This is a genomic window from Sphaerisporangium flaviroseum (assembly GCF_039537005.1).
In the GTDB taxonomy this organism is placed as follows: domain Bacteria; phylum Actinomycetota; class Actinomycetes; order Streptosporangiales; family Streptosporangiaceae; genus Sphaerisporangium; species Sphaerisporangium flaviroseum.
Window position 1 is genome coordinate 318,223 of record NZ_BAAAZR010000020.1, and the last position, 17,924, is coordinate 336,146.

At 69.1% G+C, this 17,924-nt stretch carries 13 protein-coding genes; 12 read left to right on the top strand and 1 reads right to left on the bottom strand.

Annotated features, from left to right (window positions below; genetic code table 11):
- The first annotated feature begins 66 nt into the window (after positions 1–66).
- The 10 genes from ABD810_RS26895 to ABD810_RS26940 all read left to right on the top strand — a co-directional run bounded on the left by ABD810_RS26895 (position 67) and on the right by ABD810_RS26940 (position 14,391).
- Positions 67–654, top strand: a complete 588-nt coding sequence (locus ABD810_RS26895) for a cation diffusion facilitator family transporter (RefSeq protein WP_344946200.1) — start codon at positions 67–69, stop codon at positions 652–654.
- A gap of 560 nt (positions 655–1,214) precedes the next feature.
- Positions 1,215–3,017: a substrate-binding and VWA domain-containing protein gene (locus tag ABD810_RS26900; RefSeq protein WP_344946202.1), complete on the top strand. Its 1,803-nt coding sequence runs from the start codon at positions 1,215–1,217 to the stop codon at positions 3,015–3,017.
- Positions 3,018–3,379: 362 nt separating this feature from the next.
- A complete protein-coding gene (locus ABD810_RS26905; protein ID WP_344946205.1) occupies positions 3,380–5,359 on the top strand; it encodes an RNA polymerase sigma factor in 1,980 nt (659 codons plus the stop codon).
- Positions 5,360–5,618: 259 nt separating this feature from the next.
- Positions 5,619–5,990 (top strand): hypothetical protein, encoded by a 372-nt coding sequence (locus tag ABD810_RS26910; RefSeq protein ID WP_344946208.1) that lies wholly within the window; start codon positions 5,619–5,621, stop codon positions 5,988–5,990.
- On the top strand, positions 5,987–7,105 hold the full coding sequence (locus ABD810_RS26915) for a GNAT family N-acetyltransferase (protein ID WP_344946210.1): 1,119 nt from the start codon (positions 5,987–5,989) through the stop codon (positions 7,103–7,105). The genes ABD810_RS26910 and ABD810_RS26915 overlap by 4 nt, the downstream gene beginning before the upstream one ends.
- A 128-nt stretch (positions 7,106–7,233) precedes the next feature.
- Entirely contained in the window at positions 7,234–8,067 is an 834-nt protein-coding gene (locus ABD810_RS26920) for a glycosyltransferase family 2 protein (RefSeq protein WP_344946212.1), read from the top strand.
- A gap of 5 nt (positions 8,068–8,072) precedes the next feature.
- Positions 8,073–9,059 (top strand): glycosyltransferase family 2 protein, encoded by a 987-nt coding sequence (locus tag ABD810_RS26925; RefSeq protein ID WP_344946215.1) that lies wholly within the window; start codon positions 8,073–8,075, stop codon positions 9,057–9,059.
- A 4-nt stretch (positions 9,060–9,063) separates the two neighbouring features.
- Complete coding sequence (locus tag ABD810_RS26930) at positions 9,064–9,864, top strand: polysaccharide deacetylase family protein (protein WP_344946218.1); 801 nt, start codon at positions 9,064–9,066, stop codon at positions 9,862–9,864.
- 49 nt (positions 9,865–9,913) lie between these two features.
- Positions 9,914–11,305, top strand: coding sequence for a lipopolysaccharide biosynthesis protein (locus tag ABD810_RS26935; protein ID WP_344946220.1), 1,392 nt, complete (start codon positions 9,914–9,916; stop codon positions 11,303–11,305).
- Positions 11,306–11,325: 20 nt separating this feature from the next.
- The gene (locus tag ABD810_RS26940) at positions 11,326–14,391 is read left to right on the top strand and encodes a hypothetical protein (RefSeq protein WP_344946222.1); all 3,066 of its coding nucleotides are present in this window, start codon (positions 11,326–11,328) and stop codon (positions 14,389–14,391) included.
- Between the two features lie 65 nt (positions 14,392–14,456).
- Here ABD810_RS26940 and ABD810_RS26945 read toward each other — a convergent pair whose 3' ends face one another.
- On the bottom strand, positions 14,457–15,842 hold the full coding sequence (locus ABD810_RS26945) for a GH39 family glycosyl hydrolase (RefSeq protein WP_344946224.1): 1,386 nt from the start codon (positions 15,840–15,842) through the stop codon (positions 14,457–14,459).
- A 238-nt stretch (positions 15,843–16,080) separates the two neighbouring features.
- Here ABD810_RS26945 and ABD810_RS26950 point away from each other — a divergent pair, with 238 nt between their 5' ends.
- Together ABD810_RS26950 and ABD810_RS26955 are read left to right on the top strand one after the other, a co-directional pair.
- Positions 16,081–16,713, top strand: coding sequence for a hypothetical protein (locus tag ABD810_RS26950; RefSeq protein ID WP_344946226.1), 633 nt, complete (start codon positions 16,081–16,083; stop codon positions 16,711–16,713).
- 88 nt (positions 16,714–16,801) lie between these two features.
- Positions 16,802–17,884: a GNAT family N-acetyltransferase gene (locus ABD810_RS26955; RefSeq protein WP_344946229.1), complete on the top strand. Its 1,083-nt coding sequence runs from the start codon at positions 16,802–16,804 to the stop codon at positions 17,882–17,884.
- Positions 17,885–17,924 lie beyond the last annotated feature (40 nt).

Below are 17,924 nucleotides of genomic sequence, written 5' to 3' on the forward strand. Positions count from 1 at the left end.
CGATCGGGGGCCATGGTGCCAGATCAGGCTACGCAGGTGCGCCCCCCGGCTCCGCCGGCGTCCTGGATGCGTGATGCGCGCCTCGCCAGGAGGCTGTCGCTCGCCACCCTGGTGTGGCTGGGCGCCGAGAGCTTCCTCGGGCTGGCCGCGGGCTTCGCGGCCCATTCGGTGGCGCTGATCGGGTGGGGCTGGGCGTCCCTGGTGGAGGCGCTGGCCAGCGTGATCGTCATCTGGCGCTTCACCGGGGGACGGCTCCACTCGCCGACGGCCGAGCACCGCGCGCGCAAGGCCGTGGCGATCAGCTTCTGGGTGCTCGCGCCCTACCTGGTGCTCCACGTCGCCTACGACCTGCAGGCGGGTCAGCGGTCGGCGCCCACGGTGCTGGGCATCGTCGTCACCACGATCAGCCTGGTCAGCATGCCGCTGCTCGGGCTCGCCAAGCGCAGGCTCGGCGCCCGCCTGGGCTCGGTTGCCACGACGGGAGAGGGCACCCAGAACCTGCTCTGCGCCCTGGTGGCCGGAGGGGTGCTCGCGGGGCTGACGGCGACCTCGCTGGGCTGGTGGTGGCTCGATCCCGCGGTCGCGCTCGTGCTGGCGGCCGTCGCCGTACGCGAGGGCCGTAACGCGTGGCGCGGCCATTCCTGCCGCCACTGAAGCATGACCACGGCCAGCTCAAGCCCCTGAGCGCGCAGCGCGACGGCCACCCGGGGAGCGGTGCCGGGGTCGGCCAGCGCACGGCACACCCGCCCGGCGACGACCACCTCGCGCACGCAGTCCGATTCCCTGAGGGCCCGCCGGATCTCCTCGGGGCAGCCCGAGCCGGCCAGCTCGATGAGCAGCAGGTCAGGCCGCCGCCCGGCGAACGCCCGACCAGGCGCGGGACCGTCCGCCATCGCTTGGCGGGCCTCTATGGCCATCGACACGAGCCGCCAACCCCCTGTGAGCCGCGTACGCCGTTCCCGCCCCACCGAAGCAGGAAATATCGTGATCTGTAGGGTCACGATACATCGCGACGGGTCACCGCTCAAGATGTATCGCGTCAATGCGGCTAGGGCAGAAGTTATCCAAAGCCCCGGCATCGATGCACGAAAAGATCGGGTTTTACCCGAATAACGCTTGCCGATATGGTTCCGTAAGCATTACCCGGGATCTCCCTATATGGTCGCTGCAAAGTGAGCCATGTTCGGAAAAGATCAATACCTTATGAGGACACCGTGGGCGGACGCCACCGCACAGACGAGCTTGAGGGCGGCTACAACCCTTATCAGGAGCCGTCGGGCCGCCGTCGCGCGGGCCGGGGCAAGGTGCTGGTGCCCCTCGCCGGTGCCGTCGCACTCGCCGTACTGTTAGGCGTCGCCGCATACGTGATCATGAGCCGCGACGCGGCCTGTGGTGACGACAAGCTGACGATGCGCGTCATCACCTCGCCCGACATCCAGCCGGCCATCAACAAGATCGCGACCGGCTTCACCAAGAACGCCAAGCCTGTGAACGGCAAGTGCTTAGCGATCAACGTCGAGGCGAGCGATTCGGCCGGTGTCACGAACTCCATCGCCGGGTCGGGCGCCACCGCGGGCAAGTTCGACGCCGACCTGTGGGTGCCGGACTCGAGCCTGTGGGTGGCCAAACTGCGCTCCACGCCCAAGGGCTCGGGCATCTCCGCGCCCGTCGGGTCGATCGCCCGTTCCCCCGTGGTCCTGGCCGCGCCCAAACCGGTGATCGAGAAGCTGCAGAGCGCCTTCGGCGAGCCGAGTTGGAGCGGCCTGATGTCCGCCGCCAACGCCGCCACGCCTGACGGTCTCGGGCGCAAGATCCGCGTCCTGCCGCTGGATCCCACGCTCAACGCGGCCGGGCTGAGCGCCCTGCTCGCCGGGGCGGGCATCCTCAAGGCGACCGGCGCCGGCGACGAGCAGCTTGTGGGCGTGCTCAGGCAGCTTTCGGAGAACGCGGTGAACAGCCCGGCGAACATGTTCGCCACCATGGCCAAGCAGTCGTCGCGCGTCCCGATCGGCATCGCCTCCGAGCAGGGCATCTGGGCGTTCAACTCCAAGAGCAAGCCGGGCGAGGTCGTGGCGCTCTACCCGGCCGAGGGCACGATCAGCCTCGACTATCCGGTCATCGTGACCGCCAAGGACCAGGCCACTCGCGACGCCGCCAAGAGCTTCGCCACCGCGCTGACCGGCGCGGAGGCCAAGAAGACCATCCGCGAGTTCGGCTTCCGGACGCCGGACGGCAAGGGCGGCAGCGCCATCAGCCAGGCGAACGGGCTCAACCCCGCGACGCCGCGGACCATCAAGATCCCGGACGCGGCCTCGGTCACCAAGATGTCGCAGGCGTGGTCCCGGCTCAAGCTCGGCGGGCGTCTGCTGGCCCTGGTCGACATCTCGGGCACCATGGCGCTGCCCGCCGTCGGCGCTCCGGGGGACCGTATGCGGCTGATCGCTCAGACGGCGATCGAGGGCCTGAAGCTCTTCCCGGACAAGAACAAGATCGGCACCTGGATCTTCTCGACCAACCTGAACGGCAAGGGCGTCGACTACCGCCAGGACGTGTCCATCGGGCCCATCGGCGCGAAGATCAACGGCGTGACCCGCAGGGACGTCATCAGCGCGCACCTCGCCCAGATCAAGGCGAAGCGCACCGGGGACACCGGTCTCAACGACACGCTCGCCGCCGCCTACGACAAGATGAAGGCCGAGTACGAGGCCGACAAGATCAATACGATCCTGATCTTCACCGACGGCGTCGGCAACGACGACCCCGACGGCGGCATCTCCAACTCCGAGATCCTCAAGAAGCTTCGCGACGAGTTCGACGAGACGCAGCCGGTCAGCGTCATCATCATCGCCCTCGGGGCCAACGACGCCGCCGGACGGCGGCAGATGCTGGCGATCGCCAAGGCCACGCAGGGTCAGGCGTTCTTCCCGAACAACGCCCTGGAGATCCGCAAGGTCTTCCTGGAGGGCATCTCCCGCCGCCTCTGCGCGCCGAACTGCAATGGCACGCAATCGCAGTAAGCGCGCGCCGCGTCCAGGCGCCCGATCCCGGCCCCTCACGGGCCCGGGATCGGGCGCTTTTTCTTTCCGCCGCCGGCGGGTGTGCGGGGCCCACGGGCGACGGAAGATCGCGATCTGTCACCGAGGACACCCCTACGCGTCACCGATCTTGACCCCACCCCTGCCTCCCCGAAACAGCAGTTTCACAAGTCACACCAGACCCTATTTTCCCAGGTCATACCAGATAATTATCAAACAATCTGGGGTGAACCCGGTCAGGGGAACGGGCGTCCTACGCGTGTGGGGCCTGGCGCGGGCAGGGGAAATTCTCGCGAACATGCGCGACCGGAAGCCAGGTACCCGTCCTGCGGGGAGGAAAATTCGTGCCCGGATGGCCGAGCGTCGGCCGTGCCGACGATCAACGACTGGTGGAGGCTCTGCGCCGAGCGGACGGCCGCGCGGCGGACAGCCTCTACGACAGCTATGCCGACAGACTGAACGACTACGCCTACTCACTGCTCCACGACACCGACACCGCCGCGGACTCCGTGCACGACGCCATCGTCACCGCCCACGGCCGCGTGGGCGCGTTGCGCGAACCGGCGCGCTTCCGCGCGTGGCTGTACGCGCTGACGCGGTTCCAGTGCGCCACCCGCCGGGGCCGGACACCGGCCAACGGCACAGAGCTGGAGCAGTACCTGGGGGTGCACGAGGAGGATCCCGAGCTCGCGGCGACCGTCAGAGAGGCTCTCGCCGAGCTCGGGGTCAAGGAACGGGAGGTCCTCCTTCTCGCCCTGCGGCACGAGCTGAGCACCTCCGAGACCGGGGCCGTGCTGGGCCTGAACTCGCGGCAGACCGGGAGCCGGCTCACCCGCGCCCGCGACCACCTGGAGAACGCCGCCGCGGCGGTGATCCTCGCCAGGACCGGCCGTGCGCACTGTCCTGATCTGTCCGCACTGCTCGACTCCATCGAGGGCCCGCTCCCGCAACAGCTCCGGCGGCGCCTGACCCGGCACATCATCGGGTGCAAGGAGTGCACGGAAGGGCGCCACCGCCGGGTGTCGTCCGAGCGCCTGCTCGACAGCGTCCCGGTGGCCTTCCCTCCCTTGTCGCTGCGCCGCAGGGTCGCCGAGACCTGCGCCCTGCCGGAGCAAGACGCGAGACGGACCGCCGCCATGGCGATGGCCGAGGGGTTCGACAAGAACGGCTTCCCGCCGGCGGGCCCGGAGCGCCGCGCCAGGAGCGAGCGCCGCGGCGCCAGGGACGACCGCCGTACCCCGGTGGACCTGGCGCCGACCCCTCAGCACGGGACCGGGGCGCCGCACGGGGAGACCCCCCGGCACGGGATCAGAGCCGAGCACGCGGAAACCCCCCACCACGGAACCAGGGCCGGGCACGGGGACACCCCCGGCCGTGGGAGCAGAGCCGGGCACAGGGACACCCCCGGCCGTGGGACCAGGGCCGGGCACGGGGACACCCCCGGCCGTGGGAGCAGGGCCGGATACGGGGAGACCTCTGCGGCCGGGCATGATGAGACCGCCGTTCACGCGGCCGGATCCGGATACGGAGAGGCTCTCGGGTACGCGGAGATCGGCGAGCACGCGCCGAGGACCGGACGTGGCGGGGCGGGGCGGCGCGGCGCCAAGGGCGCCCGCAAGGCCTCGCGCAAGACGACCCCCGTCTTCGCCACCATCGCCTGCGTGCTGGTGGCCACCGGAGCCATGGTGGTGGCGACCGGGCAGGACGCGTCCACCCCCGACGGGGCGACACAGACCCTGCGCTTCCCCAGCCATACGCCCGGTGAGCTGCAGATCAGCTACGGCCCGCAGCCCACCGACGCGCCCCCCTCCTCTGAACCGCCCGCCTCGCCGACCGCCGCCGCGACGGCGAGAAGGTCCCCGTCCCCTGCCGCTCCGGGGGCTCCGGGCGCCACCTCCGCCAAGCCCCGCACGCCGGCCGCCACCCGCACTCCGACGCGGCCCGCCCCCACCCCCGCGGCCAAGCTCGTCGTCTCGTGCCCGGGCGCGCTCGGCGACGAGGACGCAAGTGTGATCCTTATCTCGGCCCGGAACGCGACCATCGCCTGGACGGCGAGCGCGACGGGCGGTCTGGTCGTGACGCCGGGGCAGGGCGTGCTCAAGTCCGGCGTCAAGACGAGGATCTCGGTGGTGGTCTCCGAGCCGGAAGAGGCCGGAGAGGGCACCGTGACCTTGCGTTCCGCTGCTGGGACCGCTTCCTGCCCGGTGACATGGGACGGTCAGGACCCGCCTCCGGCATCCGACCCTCCACCGGACCGGCAACCGACGTCGGAACCGACCGCTTCGGCGACGCCGAGCGAGGAATCGAGTGGCGGTCCCACCTGATTCCTCACTCGACTGCACATCTTGGGCAATCCGGGGGTACCTTTTGAAGACCCCCGGTCCCTGGAGTCCCAATCGTCTCGGGGGCATCAGTCGTTGGCGTAGGTAACGTGATTGACTACACAACGATTCTTGCCCTCAGCCAGGTAAACCATTGACCGGGTTAGGGCGTCGGCATTGACGATCGCATAGCGTGGTTGGTCCTATGAGAGCAGCGATCAACCATGCCTATGGGCGGCCTTGACCAGCGGAGCCAGGAGAGATGCGTACGAACAGGACAGTGCTCACATGGGTGCTGGCGATCGCGTGCGCCGCGGGAGCGGTGATCGCGCTTGCCGATATCCATACTCCGGCACGCCTGATTCTGACGCCGCTGTTCCTTCTGGTGGTGCCGGGAGCCTCGGTCGTCGGACTGTTGCGTGATCGTGACCCTCTCGCGGCACTAACGGTGGGCGCCGCCGCGAGTCTCGTTATAAACGTTCTTTTAGCCGAGGCCATGCTTTTGTTCGACGCCTGGTCCCCTCGCGCGGGAGTGGCGACCATCGCGGTGCTCGGTGGATTCATGTGGGTGCTTCGGTCTCTGTACCGGGGGAACGGCAGTGTGCACACCGAACAGGGGGCCGGGTCAAGGTGAATGTCACGGTCGTTCGGCCTGGCGAGCTCGGAGCACCGGAGCTTGCCCGCTGGCGTGAACTACAGCATGCCGATCCATCACTGGACAACCCGTTTCTCTCAGTCGAGTTCGCGCTGGCGCTGAGCCGGCTCCGCTCGTATGTCCGTGTCGCGGTCATCGAGGACGACGGCAAGGTGGCCGGATTCCTCCCGTTCGAGCGGCACGCCTTCGGCATCGGCAAGCCCCTCGGAAGCTGGCTGACCACCTGCCACGGCCTGATCTCGGTCCCGGGTCTCGAGCTTTCCGCCCGCGCCCTCCTGCGGGCGTGCGGCCTGTCGGTCTTCGACTTCGACCACATGGTCGCGGGCCAGCCCACCTGGACGCCCCACGAGTCGGCGGTGCGCCCGGTGCCGTTGATGGACCTCACCGGCGGCTTCGACGCCTACATCGACCACATCCGCGCCAACTCCCCGAAGAACTTCAAGACGGTTCGGTACAAGGAGCGCAAGCTCGCCCGCGACCACGGTGAGATTCGCCTGGAGTGGTGTGCCTCCGACCCCGAGTCGATGCGTACGTTGACGGCCTGGAAGTCCGACCAGTACCGCCGCACCGGGCGGGTCGACCGGTTCGCCCAGCCGTGGATCGTCAAGCTCATCGACGAGATGCACGCCTGCGAGTCGCCGTCGTTCGGCGGTGTGCTGACGATGCTCTACGCCGGGGACACCCCGGTCGCGGGGCACTTCGGCCTGCGCACCCACAACACGTTGGTCGGGTGGTTCCCCGCCTACGACCCCGAGTTCGCCCGGTACTCCCCCGGGATAATGCACCACTTGCGCATGGCGGAGCAGGCCGCGTCTCACGGTCTGGGCCAGGTCGACATGGGCAAGGGGGGCCGGGAGTACAAGGGCTGGCTGAAGAACGGCGTCATCCACGTCTCCGAGGGACGGGTCTCCCGCCCGTCGGCGACGGCCGCCGTCCACTGGATGGGACGGGCGCCTGTGAACAAGGCCCGCAACATCGTGGTGGACCGACCATCGCTCTATCGGCTGGCCGACCGGCTGCTGAAGGGCTTCGGACGGGTCCGCACCACCCTCCAGCCCGAAACCGTTGAAAAGGAACCCTCGGGGGTGCGCTGATTTCTCCCGAGACAGCCCACCCCCTCTACTGCTCTGACCGGGACGGAGAAACCCCTCTCCGTCCAGTCGCGCCGGTCCTGTTGGCAGTCGCCGCCGATGTCAGACCGCCCGGAAGGACATCCCTCAAAATGAGTCCCGAGATCACCAAGCACAACGGGAAACCTCAGCTTCACAGCCTGAGGCCACTGCCGACAGTGGACCGTTTCACACCCCTCACCCCGCACCTCGCCATATCCCCGACCGTCAGCGTGGTCGTACCGGCCATGAACGAGGCGGAGAACCTTCCGCACGTTTTCGCCACGCTGCCCCACTGGATCCACGAGATCGTCCTCGTCGACGGCAACTCCACGGATGACACCGTGGCGGTCGCCCGCCGCCTGCGCCCGAACCTCCGCGTCATCCAGCAACGGGGGAAGGGCAAGGGAGACGCCTTGCGCACCGGCTTCGCCGAATGCACGGGCGACATCATCGTGATGATCGACGCCGACGGCTCGACCGACGGCAGAGAGATCATCCACTTCGTCGGCGCGCTGGTCACCGGAGCCGACTTCGTCAAGGGCTCCCGGTACGCCAGCGGCGGTGGCAGCGACGACCTCACGGTCAGCCGCCGCCTCGGCAACAGCGTCCTGCGCGGCCTGGTCAACTTGATCTACGGCACGCAGTACACCGACCTGTGCTACGGCTACAACGCCTTCTGGGCACGCCATCTCGACGTCCTCGACCTCGACTGCGAAGGGTTCGAGGTGGAGACCGTGCTCAACATCCGCGCGGCCAGGGCGGGCTTGCGCGTCCACGAGGTGCCGAGCCACGAGCGCTGCCGCATCCACGGCGAGAGCAACCTGCGCGTCGTGCGGGACGGCTGGCGCGTGCTCAAGACCATCATGCGCGAGTGGCGGCGCCCTCCGGTCGAGGTCGCCCTCGCACCGACCGCGCAGCCGGCGGCCGACCAGGGCGCGGCATAACCGAAATGAACATCTCCGTCGTCATCTGCGTCTACACCGAAGACCGGTGGGACGACATCAGGGCCGCCGTGCAATCGGTGCGCAGCCAGAGGCGTCAGCCGTACGAACTGATCCTCGTCGTCGACTACAACCCCGAGCTGCACCTCAGGCTCAAGCGGGAGTACGCCGACGCGATCGTCGTGGAGAACTCCCACGACCGGGGACTGTCCGGCGGCAAGAACACCGGGGTGGCCACCGCCACCGGTGACGTCGTGGCGTTCCTGGACGACGACGCGGTAGCGGACGCCGAGTGGCTTGCGGCGTTCGAGGACGCCATGGCCGTGGCTCCCGGTGGTACCCCGACCGTCGTGGGGGTTGGCGGGTTGACCAGACCACTGTGGGACACCGGTCACCGGCCGCGATGGTTCCCCGAAGAGTTCGACTGGACCATCGGGTGCACCTATCGCGGCCTGCCTGCCGAGAGAAAACAGATCCGCAATGTGATGGGGGGCAACGCGGCCTTCCGCAGGGAGGTCGTCGGCGAGGTCGGAGGGTTCCACTCCGGCATCGGCCGAAGCGTCCAGGGCCGTAAGAGCCGCCCGCTGGGCTGCGAGGAGACCGAGTTCTGCATCAGGCTCTCGCAGCGCAGGCCGGGCTCGATCATGATGTTCGAGCCACGGGCGATCATCGGCCATCGCGTGCCCGCATCGCGGGCCACGTTCCGCTATTTCCGCTCCCGGTGCTACGCGGAAGGCCTGTCCAAGGCGCTGGTCGCGCAGAGCGTCGGCGCCGGTGACGGGCTGTCCAGCGAGCGCGCCCACGCCATGAAGACGCTGCCCGTCGGCGCGCTTCGCGGCGTGGGGGACGCTCTGCGGGGTGACCTCACCGGGCTGGCCAGGGCCGGAGCCATCGTCGCCGGCCTGGCCTGGACGACGTGGGGGTACGCCGTGGGCTCCGCCCGGCTGCGCATGCGCGGGAACCGGGCGGGACGAACCATCGACCACGAACGGTGACACCATGCGCGTGCCGATCCTGATGTACCACTCCGTGACCGACCGCCCGAACAGCGCGACTCGGCCACTGGCGGTACGCCCCTCGGTGTTCGAGTCCCAGATGACCTACCTCAAGGACTGCGGGTTCACCCCGCTCACGCTGGGCGACCTGGTGGCCTCTCTCTATGGCACGGGCGGCGCCCCGGCCCCCGAGCGGCCCGTGGTCGTCACCTTCGACGACGGGTACGCCGACTTCCACAGCGAGGCCCTGCCCATCCTGGAGCAGAACGGCTTCCCGGCGACGGTCTTCCTGACCAGTGGGTGGGTGAGCGACGCCGGCGGTGACGCCGCGGGCAGGCCGCTCGACCGCATGCTCTCCTGGAGCCAGGCGCGTGAGGCCGCGTCCTGCGGCATCGAGATCGCCGGGCACAGCCACAGCCACCCCCAGCTCGACCAGTTGCCCGAGGCGGCCCTGCGCCAGGAGTTGCGCCGCAACAAGGCTCTTTTGGAGGACAAGGTAGGGCGGCCGGTGGCCACGATGGCCTACCCATACGGCTACTCCAGCGCCCGCGTGCGCAGGGAGGTGCGCAAGGCCGGCTACTGGGCGGCCTGCGCCGTGGCCAACACGCTCGCCGGCGACTCCGACGACGTGCTGGCGCTCCCCCGGCTCACCGTGGGCCGGTCCACGACCATGAGCCGCTTCCGGCGGGCGGTCGAGGGACGCGGCGTGCCGATGATCTATCTCAAGGAACACGCGCTGACCAAGGGTTACGCGATGGTGCGCCGCACGCGGTACGGCCTGCGCCACGCGGTCGGGCGTGAGTGACGTAACCGCGGGGGCAACGCCGCGCGTCGATCAGGGGGGTGACGCGACCATGAGCACGACAGTGGCCGGAGACAGGCCGAAGCAACCGGATTCCGGCAGGGGCGCCGGGAGGTTCGCCGTTCTATGGCGGCGGCTCCAGCGCGACCTTCGCAACCCGCTGTTCCTCAACGGCTACGCTCTGATGGCCAACACCGGCATCACCGCGGTCCTCGGCATGGGCTACTGGCTGCTCGCCGCCCGGCTCTACTCCCCGGAGGACTTCGGCCGCAGCCAGGCGCTCATCACCGCGATGCGGTTGTTCGCCGGGCTCATCGCGCTCGGCCTGACCGGCGCACTGGCCAGGTTCATCCCCATCGCGGGGCGGCGGACCGGCGGGCTGATCGCGCGCGGCTACCTCGTCGCCACGCTGACGGCCGTCGTGGCCGCGGTCGGGTTCCTGCTGACGCTGCCCTTCTGGGGCGAGAACTACGCCACGCTGGCCGGTACCGGCCCCGGGCTGTTCTTCCTCGCGTCCGTGGCGATCTGGTCGGTCTTCACCCTCCAGGACGTCGCGCTCGCGGGGATGCGCAAGGCCGTCTGGGTGCCCGTCAACAGCCTGTGCTTCGGCCTGGTGAAGATGGGGTTGCTGGTCGCGGTGGCCGGAGCGCTGCCCGACGACGGCATCTACGTCTCCTGGATCGTGCCCACGGCCATCGCGCTGATCCCGATCAACTTCTTCATCTTCGGCGTGCTCGTACCCCGTCACGCCCGCCGGGCGCCCGCGGGCGCCCGGCCGCCGAAGCTGCGGGAGATCGGCCGTTTCCTGGCCGGCGACTATCCCGGCGCGTTCTCCATCCTGGCCATCGTCTACTTCCTTCCGGTGTTCGTCGCCTCGCGGGTCAGCGGGGAGATGTTCGGCTACTTCGCCATGGCCCAGACCCTCGGCGCGATGATCGAGTTGCTGGCCATCAACATGGCCGTCTCCCTCACTGTGGAAGGGTCCACCGACGGGTCGAAGCTGGCCGCCAACTGCCGCCAGGCGTTACGCCGGTCCTATCTGATCATCGTTCCGGTCTCGGCGGTCACGTTCGTCGCGGCTCCGCTGATCCTCTCGGTCTTCGGGCCGGGGTTCTCCGAGCACGGCACGCCGCTGCTCCGGCTCATGGCCCTGGCCGTCCTCCCCCGCGTGCTCATCGAGATCTATCTGAGCGGCCTGCGCGCCCGGAGCCAGGCACGCAAGCTGGCCCTCGTGCAGATCGGCCTGGCCGTGCTGGTGCTCTCCTCGTCGGTGATCCTGCTGCCGGTCGCGGGCATCACCTCGGTCGGGTACGGGCTGCTGTTCAGCGAGGTCCTGGTCGCGTTGCTGATCTTCAACGGGCTCCGGAAGATCCTTGATCGTGGAGAAACGCCGCAGTCGGCAAGCGCGCGGGAGGCGCCTGAGGCCGCATCATGGTCTACGTGAGTCAACGGACGGGCAATGAGGTGAAAGAGGAGACGGCGGCGAAGGTCGCCGACGACGACATGGATGTGGACGCCGACACCACCTCCGAGATGACCCGTCCGGTGTCCTTACCGATCCCCTCCGTTCCGCGATCAGGCTCCGAGGACGAGGAGCTCACGGTCGTGGGCTCCACCGCCCCGGCGGGCTCCCCGGCCACGCCCGGCGAGACGCCCCCCGAGGACGTCGATCGAGACGACCGAGACGATCACGTCGAGGACGACGAGGACGACGATCACGACGAGGACGAGGACGAGGACGAGGACGACGAGACCGTCGTTCGTGAGGAGGTCGTGGCGGCCGCGCACGGCGCGGAGGCGGCGAGCCCGTCCGAGGAGCCCTCGGAGGACGACGTCACCCAGGTGATCCAGCTACCCCTGCTACGGCCCTCTGCGGCCGTCGCCCCGGCCGTGCAGCCGTCCCCTGGTCCTGACGAACCCCTCAAGCTCGACGAGCCACGCAAGTCCACACAGCCCAAGCTCGAGCCCAAGTCCAAGCTCGAGCCCAAGTCCAAGCCCAAGTCCAAGCCCAAGCCCGAACCCGAGCCCGAGCCCGAATCCAGGCTGGACACCGAACCGAGGCCCAAGGCTGCCCCCGAGCCGGAAGCAGAACCGCAGCCGGTACCCAAGCCGGTACCCCGACCCGCGCCCAAGCCGGGACCGGAGCCCGCGCCGCGGCCGGCACCCGAGCCGAAACCGAGACCGGAGCCTGCGCCGCGGCCGGCACCCGAACCGAAACCCGGACCGGAGCCCGCGCCGCGGCCGGCACCCGAGCCGAAGCCGGGAGCCGGGCGCGGGCCGCTGCTGGAGCCTGCGTCCGAGTCGTTCGGCACGACGCCCGCCGTTCCCCAGCCCCTCCCTGTCCCCGCCCCGGCCAGGGCGGGTGTCCCGGACGCCGCGCCGTCGCGGTGGACCCGTATGGCGGCGAGCGCGGCCTCGTGGCTGCCTCCGCTGCTGACGCTCGAGGGCCTGGCCATGTACGTGCTGGCGCTGCGCGTGCCACTCGGGACCATGCGGGGCGTCGACCTGAACAGGATCGACGGGCTCGGGCTGATCTCGGCGCTGCCGATAACGGCCCTCGCCGCGATCGGCCTGATCATCGTGTCCTTCTTCGTGACGCTGACGCAGAACACCGACCGCAAGGGCCTGCTGCTGCTCCAGCTCGCGGCGGTCACCTTCACCCTGCACGGCGCGGCGGCGCTCATCGAGACGGAGCCGCGCTTCCACACCGCATGGGTGCACGCGGGCTTCGCCGAGTACATCGGCCGTGCCGGTGAGGCGCTACCGGGCCTGGACGCCCGCTTCGCCTGGCCGGGCTTCTTCGCGCTGTTCGGGTTCGTCCTGCGCGCCGCGGGGATCGACGATCCCGCCGTCGTCCTGACGTGGACGCCGTTCGTGTCGAACCTGCTCTACCTGCTGCCGTTCGTGCTGATCCTTCGCCAGCTCGTGGCGACCACCCGGGCGCGGTGGTTCGCCGCGCTGCTGTTCATCCTGGTCCAGTGGATCGGGCAGGACTACTTCTCGCCCCAGGGCTTCACCTACGCGCTCTACCTGGTCTTCATCGCGATCATGATGCGCTGGTTCGGCCGTGCGGAGCCGAGGACCGCGCCCCTGCCGGAGAAGGGCCGCCTCCGGCGCCTGCTGGCCCGGCTCGACCGGCTGTCGCCGGGCGAGCTGCCCGCGAGGCCGACGACCGTGACCGACCGGGTGGTGCTGCTGACGCTGCTCATGGGGCTGTTCATCGCCACCACGGCAACTCACCAGATCACGCCGTTCATGATGCTCGGCGCGCTGACGGGCCTGATCATTCTCAGGCGCACCACCCTTTCCCTCGGGCTGCCGATCGTGTTCGGGCTGATCGTGATCGCCTGGATCAACTACCAGGCGACGCCGTTCTGGAGCGGCCGGATCGACGAGCTGTTCGGCGGCATCGGCAAGATCTTCGCCAACCTGCAGGAGAACACCGGTGACCGGCTGGTCGGCACCGACCCGCAGCACGCCATCGTGCTCAAGGTCCGGCTCGGTATCTGCGGCGTCATCCTGATGTTCGCCGCCGTCGGCCTGCTACGCCGGCTGCGCCGCGGCGTGGGCGACCGTACCGCCGCGGTCCTGCTGTGCGTGCCCGTGCTGGCGCTCGGCCTGCAGAGCTACGGCGGCGAGATCGGCCTGCGGGTCTACATGTTCGCCCTGCCCGCCGCCTGCATCCTCGGCGCGTACGCCTTCTTCCCCAACCTTCCCGCGCACACGACCGACGCGCGCGAGGGCGAGACCGTGCCCATCAGGAACCGTCCCCGTGGCCTGCGGTTCAACCCGGTGACCACGCGGCGGATCTCGGCGGTCCTCGCGGCGGTGACCGCGCTGGCGCTGTCGGTGGCGTTCCTGGTGGCGCGCTACGGCAACGAGAAGTTCGAGCGGGTCACCACCGGCGAGGCCGCGGCCATGCACTACGTCTACGCCCACGACAAGCCGAGCGCCCGGGTGCTCTACCTGGTGCCCGTCATCGGCGAGGAGGTCACGCCCACGATCCCGTGGCGTGAGCGCGACATCGACCGCGTGGAGTACGACCAGGCGCTCGTCACCAAGGATCCCGCCGACATCAGCGGCGTGCTCACCGCGTTGCGCAACAAGGCGCCCAACACCTTCCTGATCACCAGCCGTGGCCAGGCGGCGTACCTGGAGCTCAACCACGGGTTCCCCGAGGGGTGGGGCGAACGCTTCCGCGGATCGCTGGAGTCCTCGGTGAACCTCAAGCGGATCTACTCCAACGCGGACGCCGCCATCTACACGTTGCGCTCGTACCCCAGGGGAGCGGAGATCCCGCCGCCGGTGCCGGTCAGCATGGTGGGGGACCGTTCGACGCCCTGGACACCGCTCGGCCTGGTCGCTCTCGCCCTGGCCGTGTTCACCCTGTTCGCGGCGGAACTGTCGAGGCTGCGCGGGACGGAGCGCGCTCCGCGCGGACGCAGGAAGCTGGCCGTCCTCGGCATCATCATGACCCTGGCCGCGATGGCGGTCATCGTCGAACGGTTCCTGACCCTGACCTCGGCGTGAGCAGACGGGACGACCGCGACCTCACCGGTCGCGGTCGCCGTCACCCCACTTGACCTCGTACGCGGTCACTGGCCGCGGTCGCTCCACTTGACGTCGTACGCGTTGAGCTGGAACGTCCTGCCGTCGACGCTGACGGTGAGCGGGCCGCCGGTCGTGTTCACCATGATCATCTGGTTCTCGACGGCGAGCACCTGCACCCGCGGATCGGAGACGGCGACGGTGACGAGCTCCGCGCCCGCGGGGAACCACCGGGCGAAGCCGCTGAGCAGGCCCGCCATGGGCATCTCGTCACCCACGTCGGGCGACCAGAGGCAGCCGGGGCAGTCGTCCCCTGCCTTGCGCTGTGGGTTCCAGTACAGCGCCGTCGCGGCGCCGCTCCTCGCGAACTCGATCATCGCCGCGGTCTGCACCGCCATACGGTGCTGCTCGTCCCAGTCGATGTTGTCGGGCGCGACGTACCACTCGGCCCACCAGACGGGCAGGTCGCCGCTCTTCTGCCGCAACCAGGTGGTGACGGCGGAGAACTTCTTGACGGCCGTGAACTCGTCGGGCACCAGGCCGCGGTCGTTGGTGGAGGAGGAGGCGTCGACGACGATGAAGTCCGCGCCCTTCTTGTACTTGAGCCAGTACTCGATGCTGGCGAGGTTCCGCTGGTCGACCGCGCCCCACGGGCCCTTCACGTTCGAGGAGTTGGCCGAGTAGATGTGGCTGTCGACCGGGATGTACGGTCCGCCGATCTGGGCCTTGGGGTTGGCGGCCTTCACCGCCTCGTAGACGCGGTTGTAGAGGTCGGTGTAGGCCTCGACGTCCCAGTCGTTGTGCGCGTCGTCCCAGAAGCCCTTGAACTCGTTCCAGACCATGAAGTGGGTCACCGTGGGATAGCGCTTGGCGACCGTGGCGGCGAGCTTGGCGAAATCGTCGAAGTGGTCGCGCTGGGGCGCCAGCTCGATCTTGCTCCAGTTCGTGCGGCCCTCGGTGCCGCCCTTCATCCAGTCGGGAGCGCAGCAGAGGGTCAGCACGGGCTGGGCCTTGGTGGCGGCCATCAGCTTGACCCGGCGGTCGAGGTCGCGGAAGTCGTACTTGCCCGGCGCGGGCTCGGGGTTGCCCGCGCCCCAGCCCATGATGTGCTGGTTCTGAAGAAGGGGAACCCTGGTGAACAGGTCGCTCACGCGAGTGAGGACCGCCGGGTCCTCGTTGTCGGCGCTGTACTGCGTGTGGGTGACGCCCCAGCGCGGCCAGCTGTCGACGACGGGGGGCTCCTCCAGCGTGGGAGGCGGCTCCGGGGTGGCGAGGATCGTGGCCGCGACGCCGTCGGCGCGCCGGCTGCCCCGCTGGGCGGCGATGGCCAGAAGCCCGACCACCAGGACAAGGGCGAGCAGACCGGCGCCCAGGGCGACCGGCCCACGGGGAATGTAGCGACGTCTGACGTGCCGACCACTGTTATCCAACACTCCGTCACCGTATCCGTTAACGCTTGCAGAGCCCTTGAAGAGTTCTACGGTCCGCCATGGGTCGTAAGCTGGCCGTTCTCCCGCCCCCAGGGCCGGCCGCCCACCAGCAGACTGCCCCAAACTCGTCTTCCACACCAAGTCCGCCCATGCGGTTGCCACGAATTATCAAAGATCACAAGGTGTCAACTGCGTATTGAAAGGGGTATAAACCCGGCGACCGAGGATTTGAGGGGGCACAGTGGCCCAGGCATGGCTGCCCGTCGCCAGTCGAATTCCCGCTCTCGAGGACTCCGGCCACATGCGCGGAGGCATTCCCCGGGTGGTCTGGTTCATCTGGCCGACCGACCCTCAACGGGTGTCGGCCAGATCCGTGGCCCAGCGGCTCGTACAGATCAAGCGTCCCGCCCATCTGGTGTGGAATCCCATCACCGGGCAGATCATCCAGTCCCTTTCCCCCACACGGGCCGCGAGCGGCCTGCCTGGGGACCTCAACCGGCACGGTCGCGTATGCGTCCAGATCCGCGTGCTGGGCTCGGTGGAGGAACCCTTCACCGAGAGCAAGCTGGACGGTCTCGACGACATCCTGGGATGGCTGGACTCGTGGGGCGTGCCCCGGCGGTGGCCGGCCGGCCCTCCGCTCGCCTATCCCGGCTCGGTGGCGGTCCAGACCAGCCGCCGGCTGTGGGCGAGAGGCGGGCACTTCGGCAACTCACAGGTGCCGGGCTCCGTGGAGGGGGACCCGGGCCCCATCGACGTGCACCGCATCGTGGGAGGCCAGGAGGGCTCTCTGGCCGTGCCACGTCCCCGTGAGGAGATGGACAGGGGATGTACAGGCGAGCGATCGGTTGTCAATAACAGCACTGTGATCTGATCTTTATCGTACTATTACACGTCAGGCACCAAGCTGGGTGAAAGGCGTGGGCCTAGCTCTCGCCGCACATCGCCCCCAGTAGGAGCTCATGCGCATCTCCGTCGTCCATCCTCGGGAGCTCGGTCCCTCCGAGACGGCCCGGTGGCGGGCGCTCCAGAGCGGTGATCCCGCGTTGGACAGCCCGTTCCTCTCTCCCGAGTTCACGATAGAGACCGGCCGCGTGAGGGAGCAGGTTCGCGTGGCGATCCTGTCCGACGGGGTCGACATCGTGGGGTTCTTCCCCTTCGAGCGTCACCAGCTCGGCATCGGCATGCCGGTCGCGGCGGGGCTGACGGACGCCCAGGGCATGGTGCACGTCAAGGACATCGAGTTCGACCCGCTGGAGCTGATGAAGGCCTGCGGGCTCGCGGTCTTCGAGTTCGACCACCTGCTGGCCGGCCAGCCGTTCGTCCCCGTCAAGCACACCCGCCACCCCTCGCCGGTCATCGACCTGTCCGACGGGTACGAGGTCTACGTCGAGTCGTTGAAGCAGGTGTCCGGCAAGACCTACAAGTCCACGGCCTACAAGTCGCGCAAGCTGCAACGCGACTTCGGCGAGCTCCGTCACGACTTCGGGGTCCACGACGAGGCCGTGCTGCGCATCCTCACCGACTGGAAGACCGACCAGTACCGTCGCACCGGCCGTGCCGACAGGTTCTCGCGGCCGTGGATCACGCGCCTGGTGGAGAACCTGCTCCAGGTCGACACAGAGCACTTCGGCGGCTCCCTGGACATGATCTACGTCGACGGCCGGCCGGTCGCGGGGCATTTCGGGCTGCGCACCAAGACCACGCTCGCCGGCTGGTTCCCCGCCTACGACCCGGCCTTCGCCAAGTACTCCCCCGGCCTGATCCACCACCTCGCGATGGCAGAAGCGGCCGCCGCGACCGGCATCCGCCTGATCGACATGGGACGCGGCGAGAAGGAGTACAAGGACAAGCTGAAAACCGGGCAGCTGTGGGTCACCGAGGGCCGCATCGCGCGGCCGACCGCGGGGGCCGGAGTTCACTGGCTAGTCCGCGTGCCCATCCGGAAGGCCCGTGGAACGGTCCTCGGCAATTCCATGCTCAGAGAGACCGCCGACCTGGCGCTCAAGACCTATGGCAAGATTCGTACCTCCATAGCGTCGTAATCACACGCGTCCCATGCGCTACCTTTCTGCTTTAGCCGCC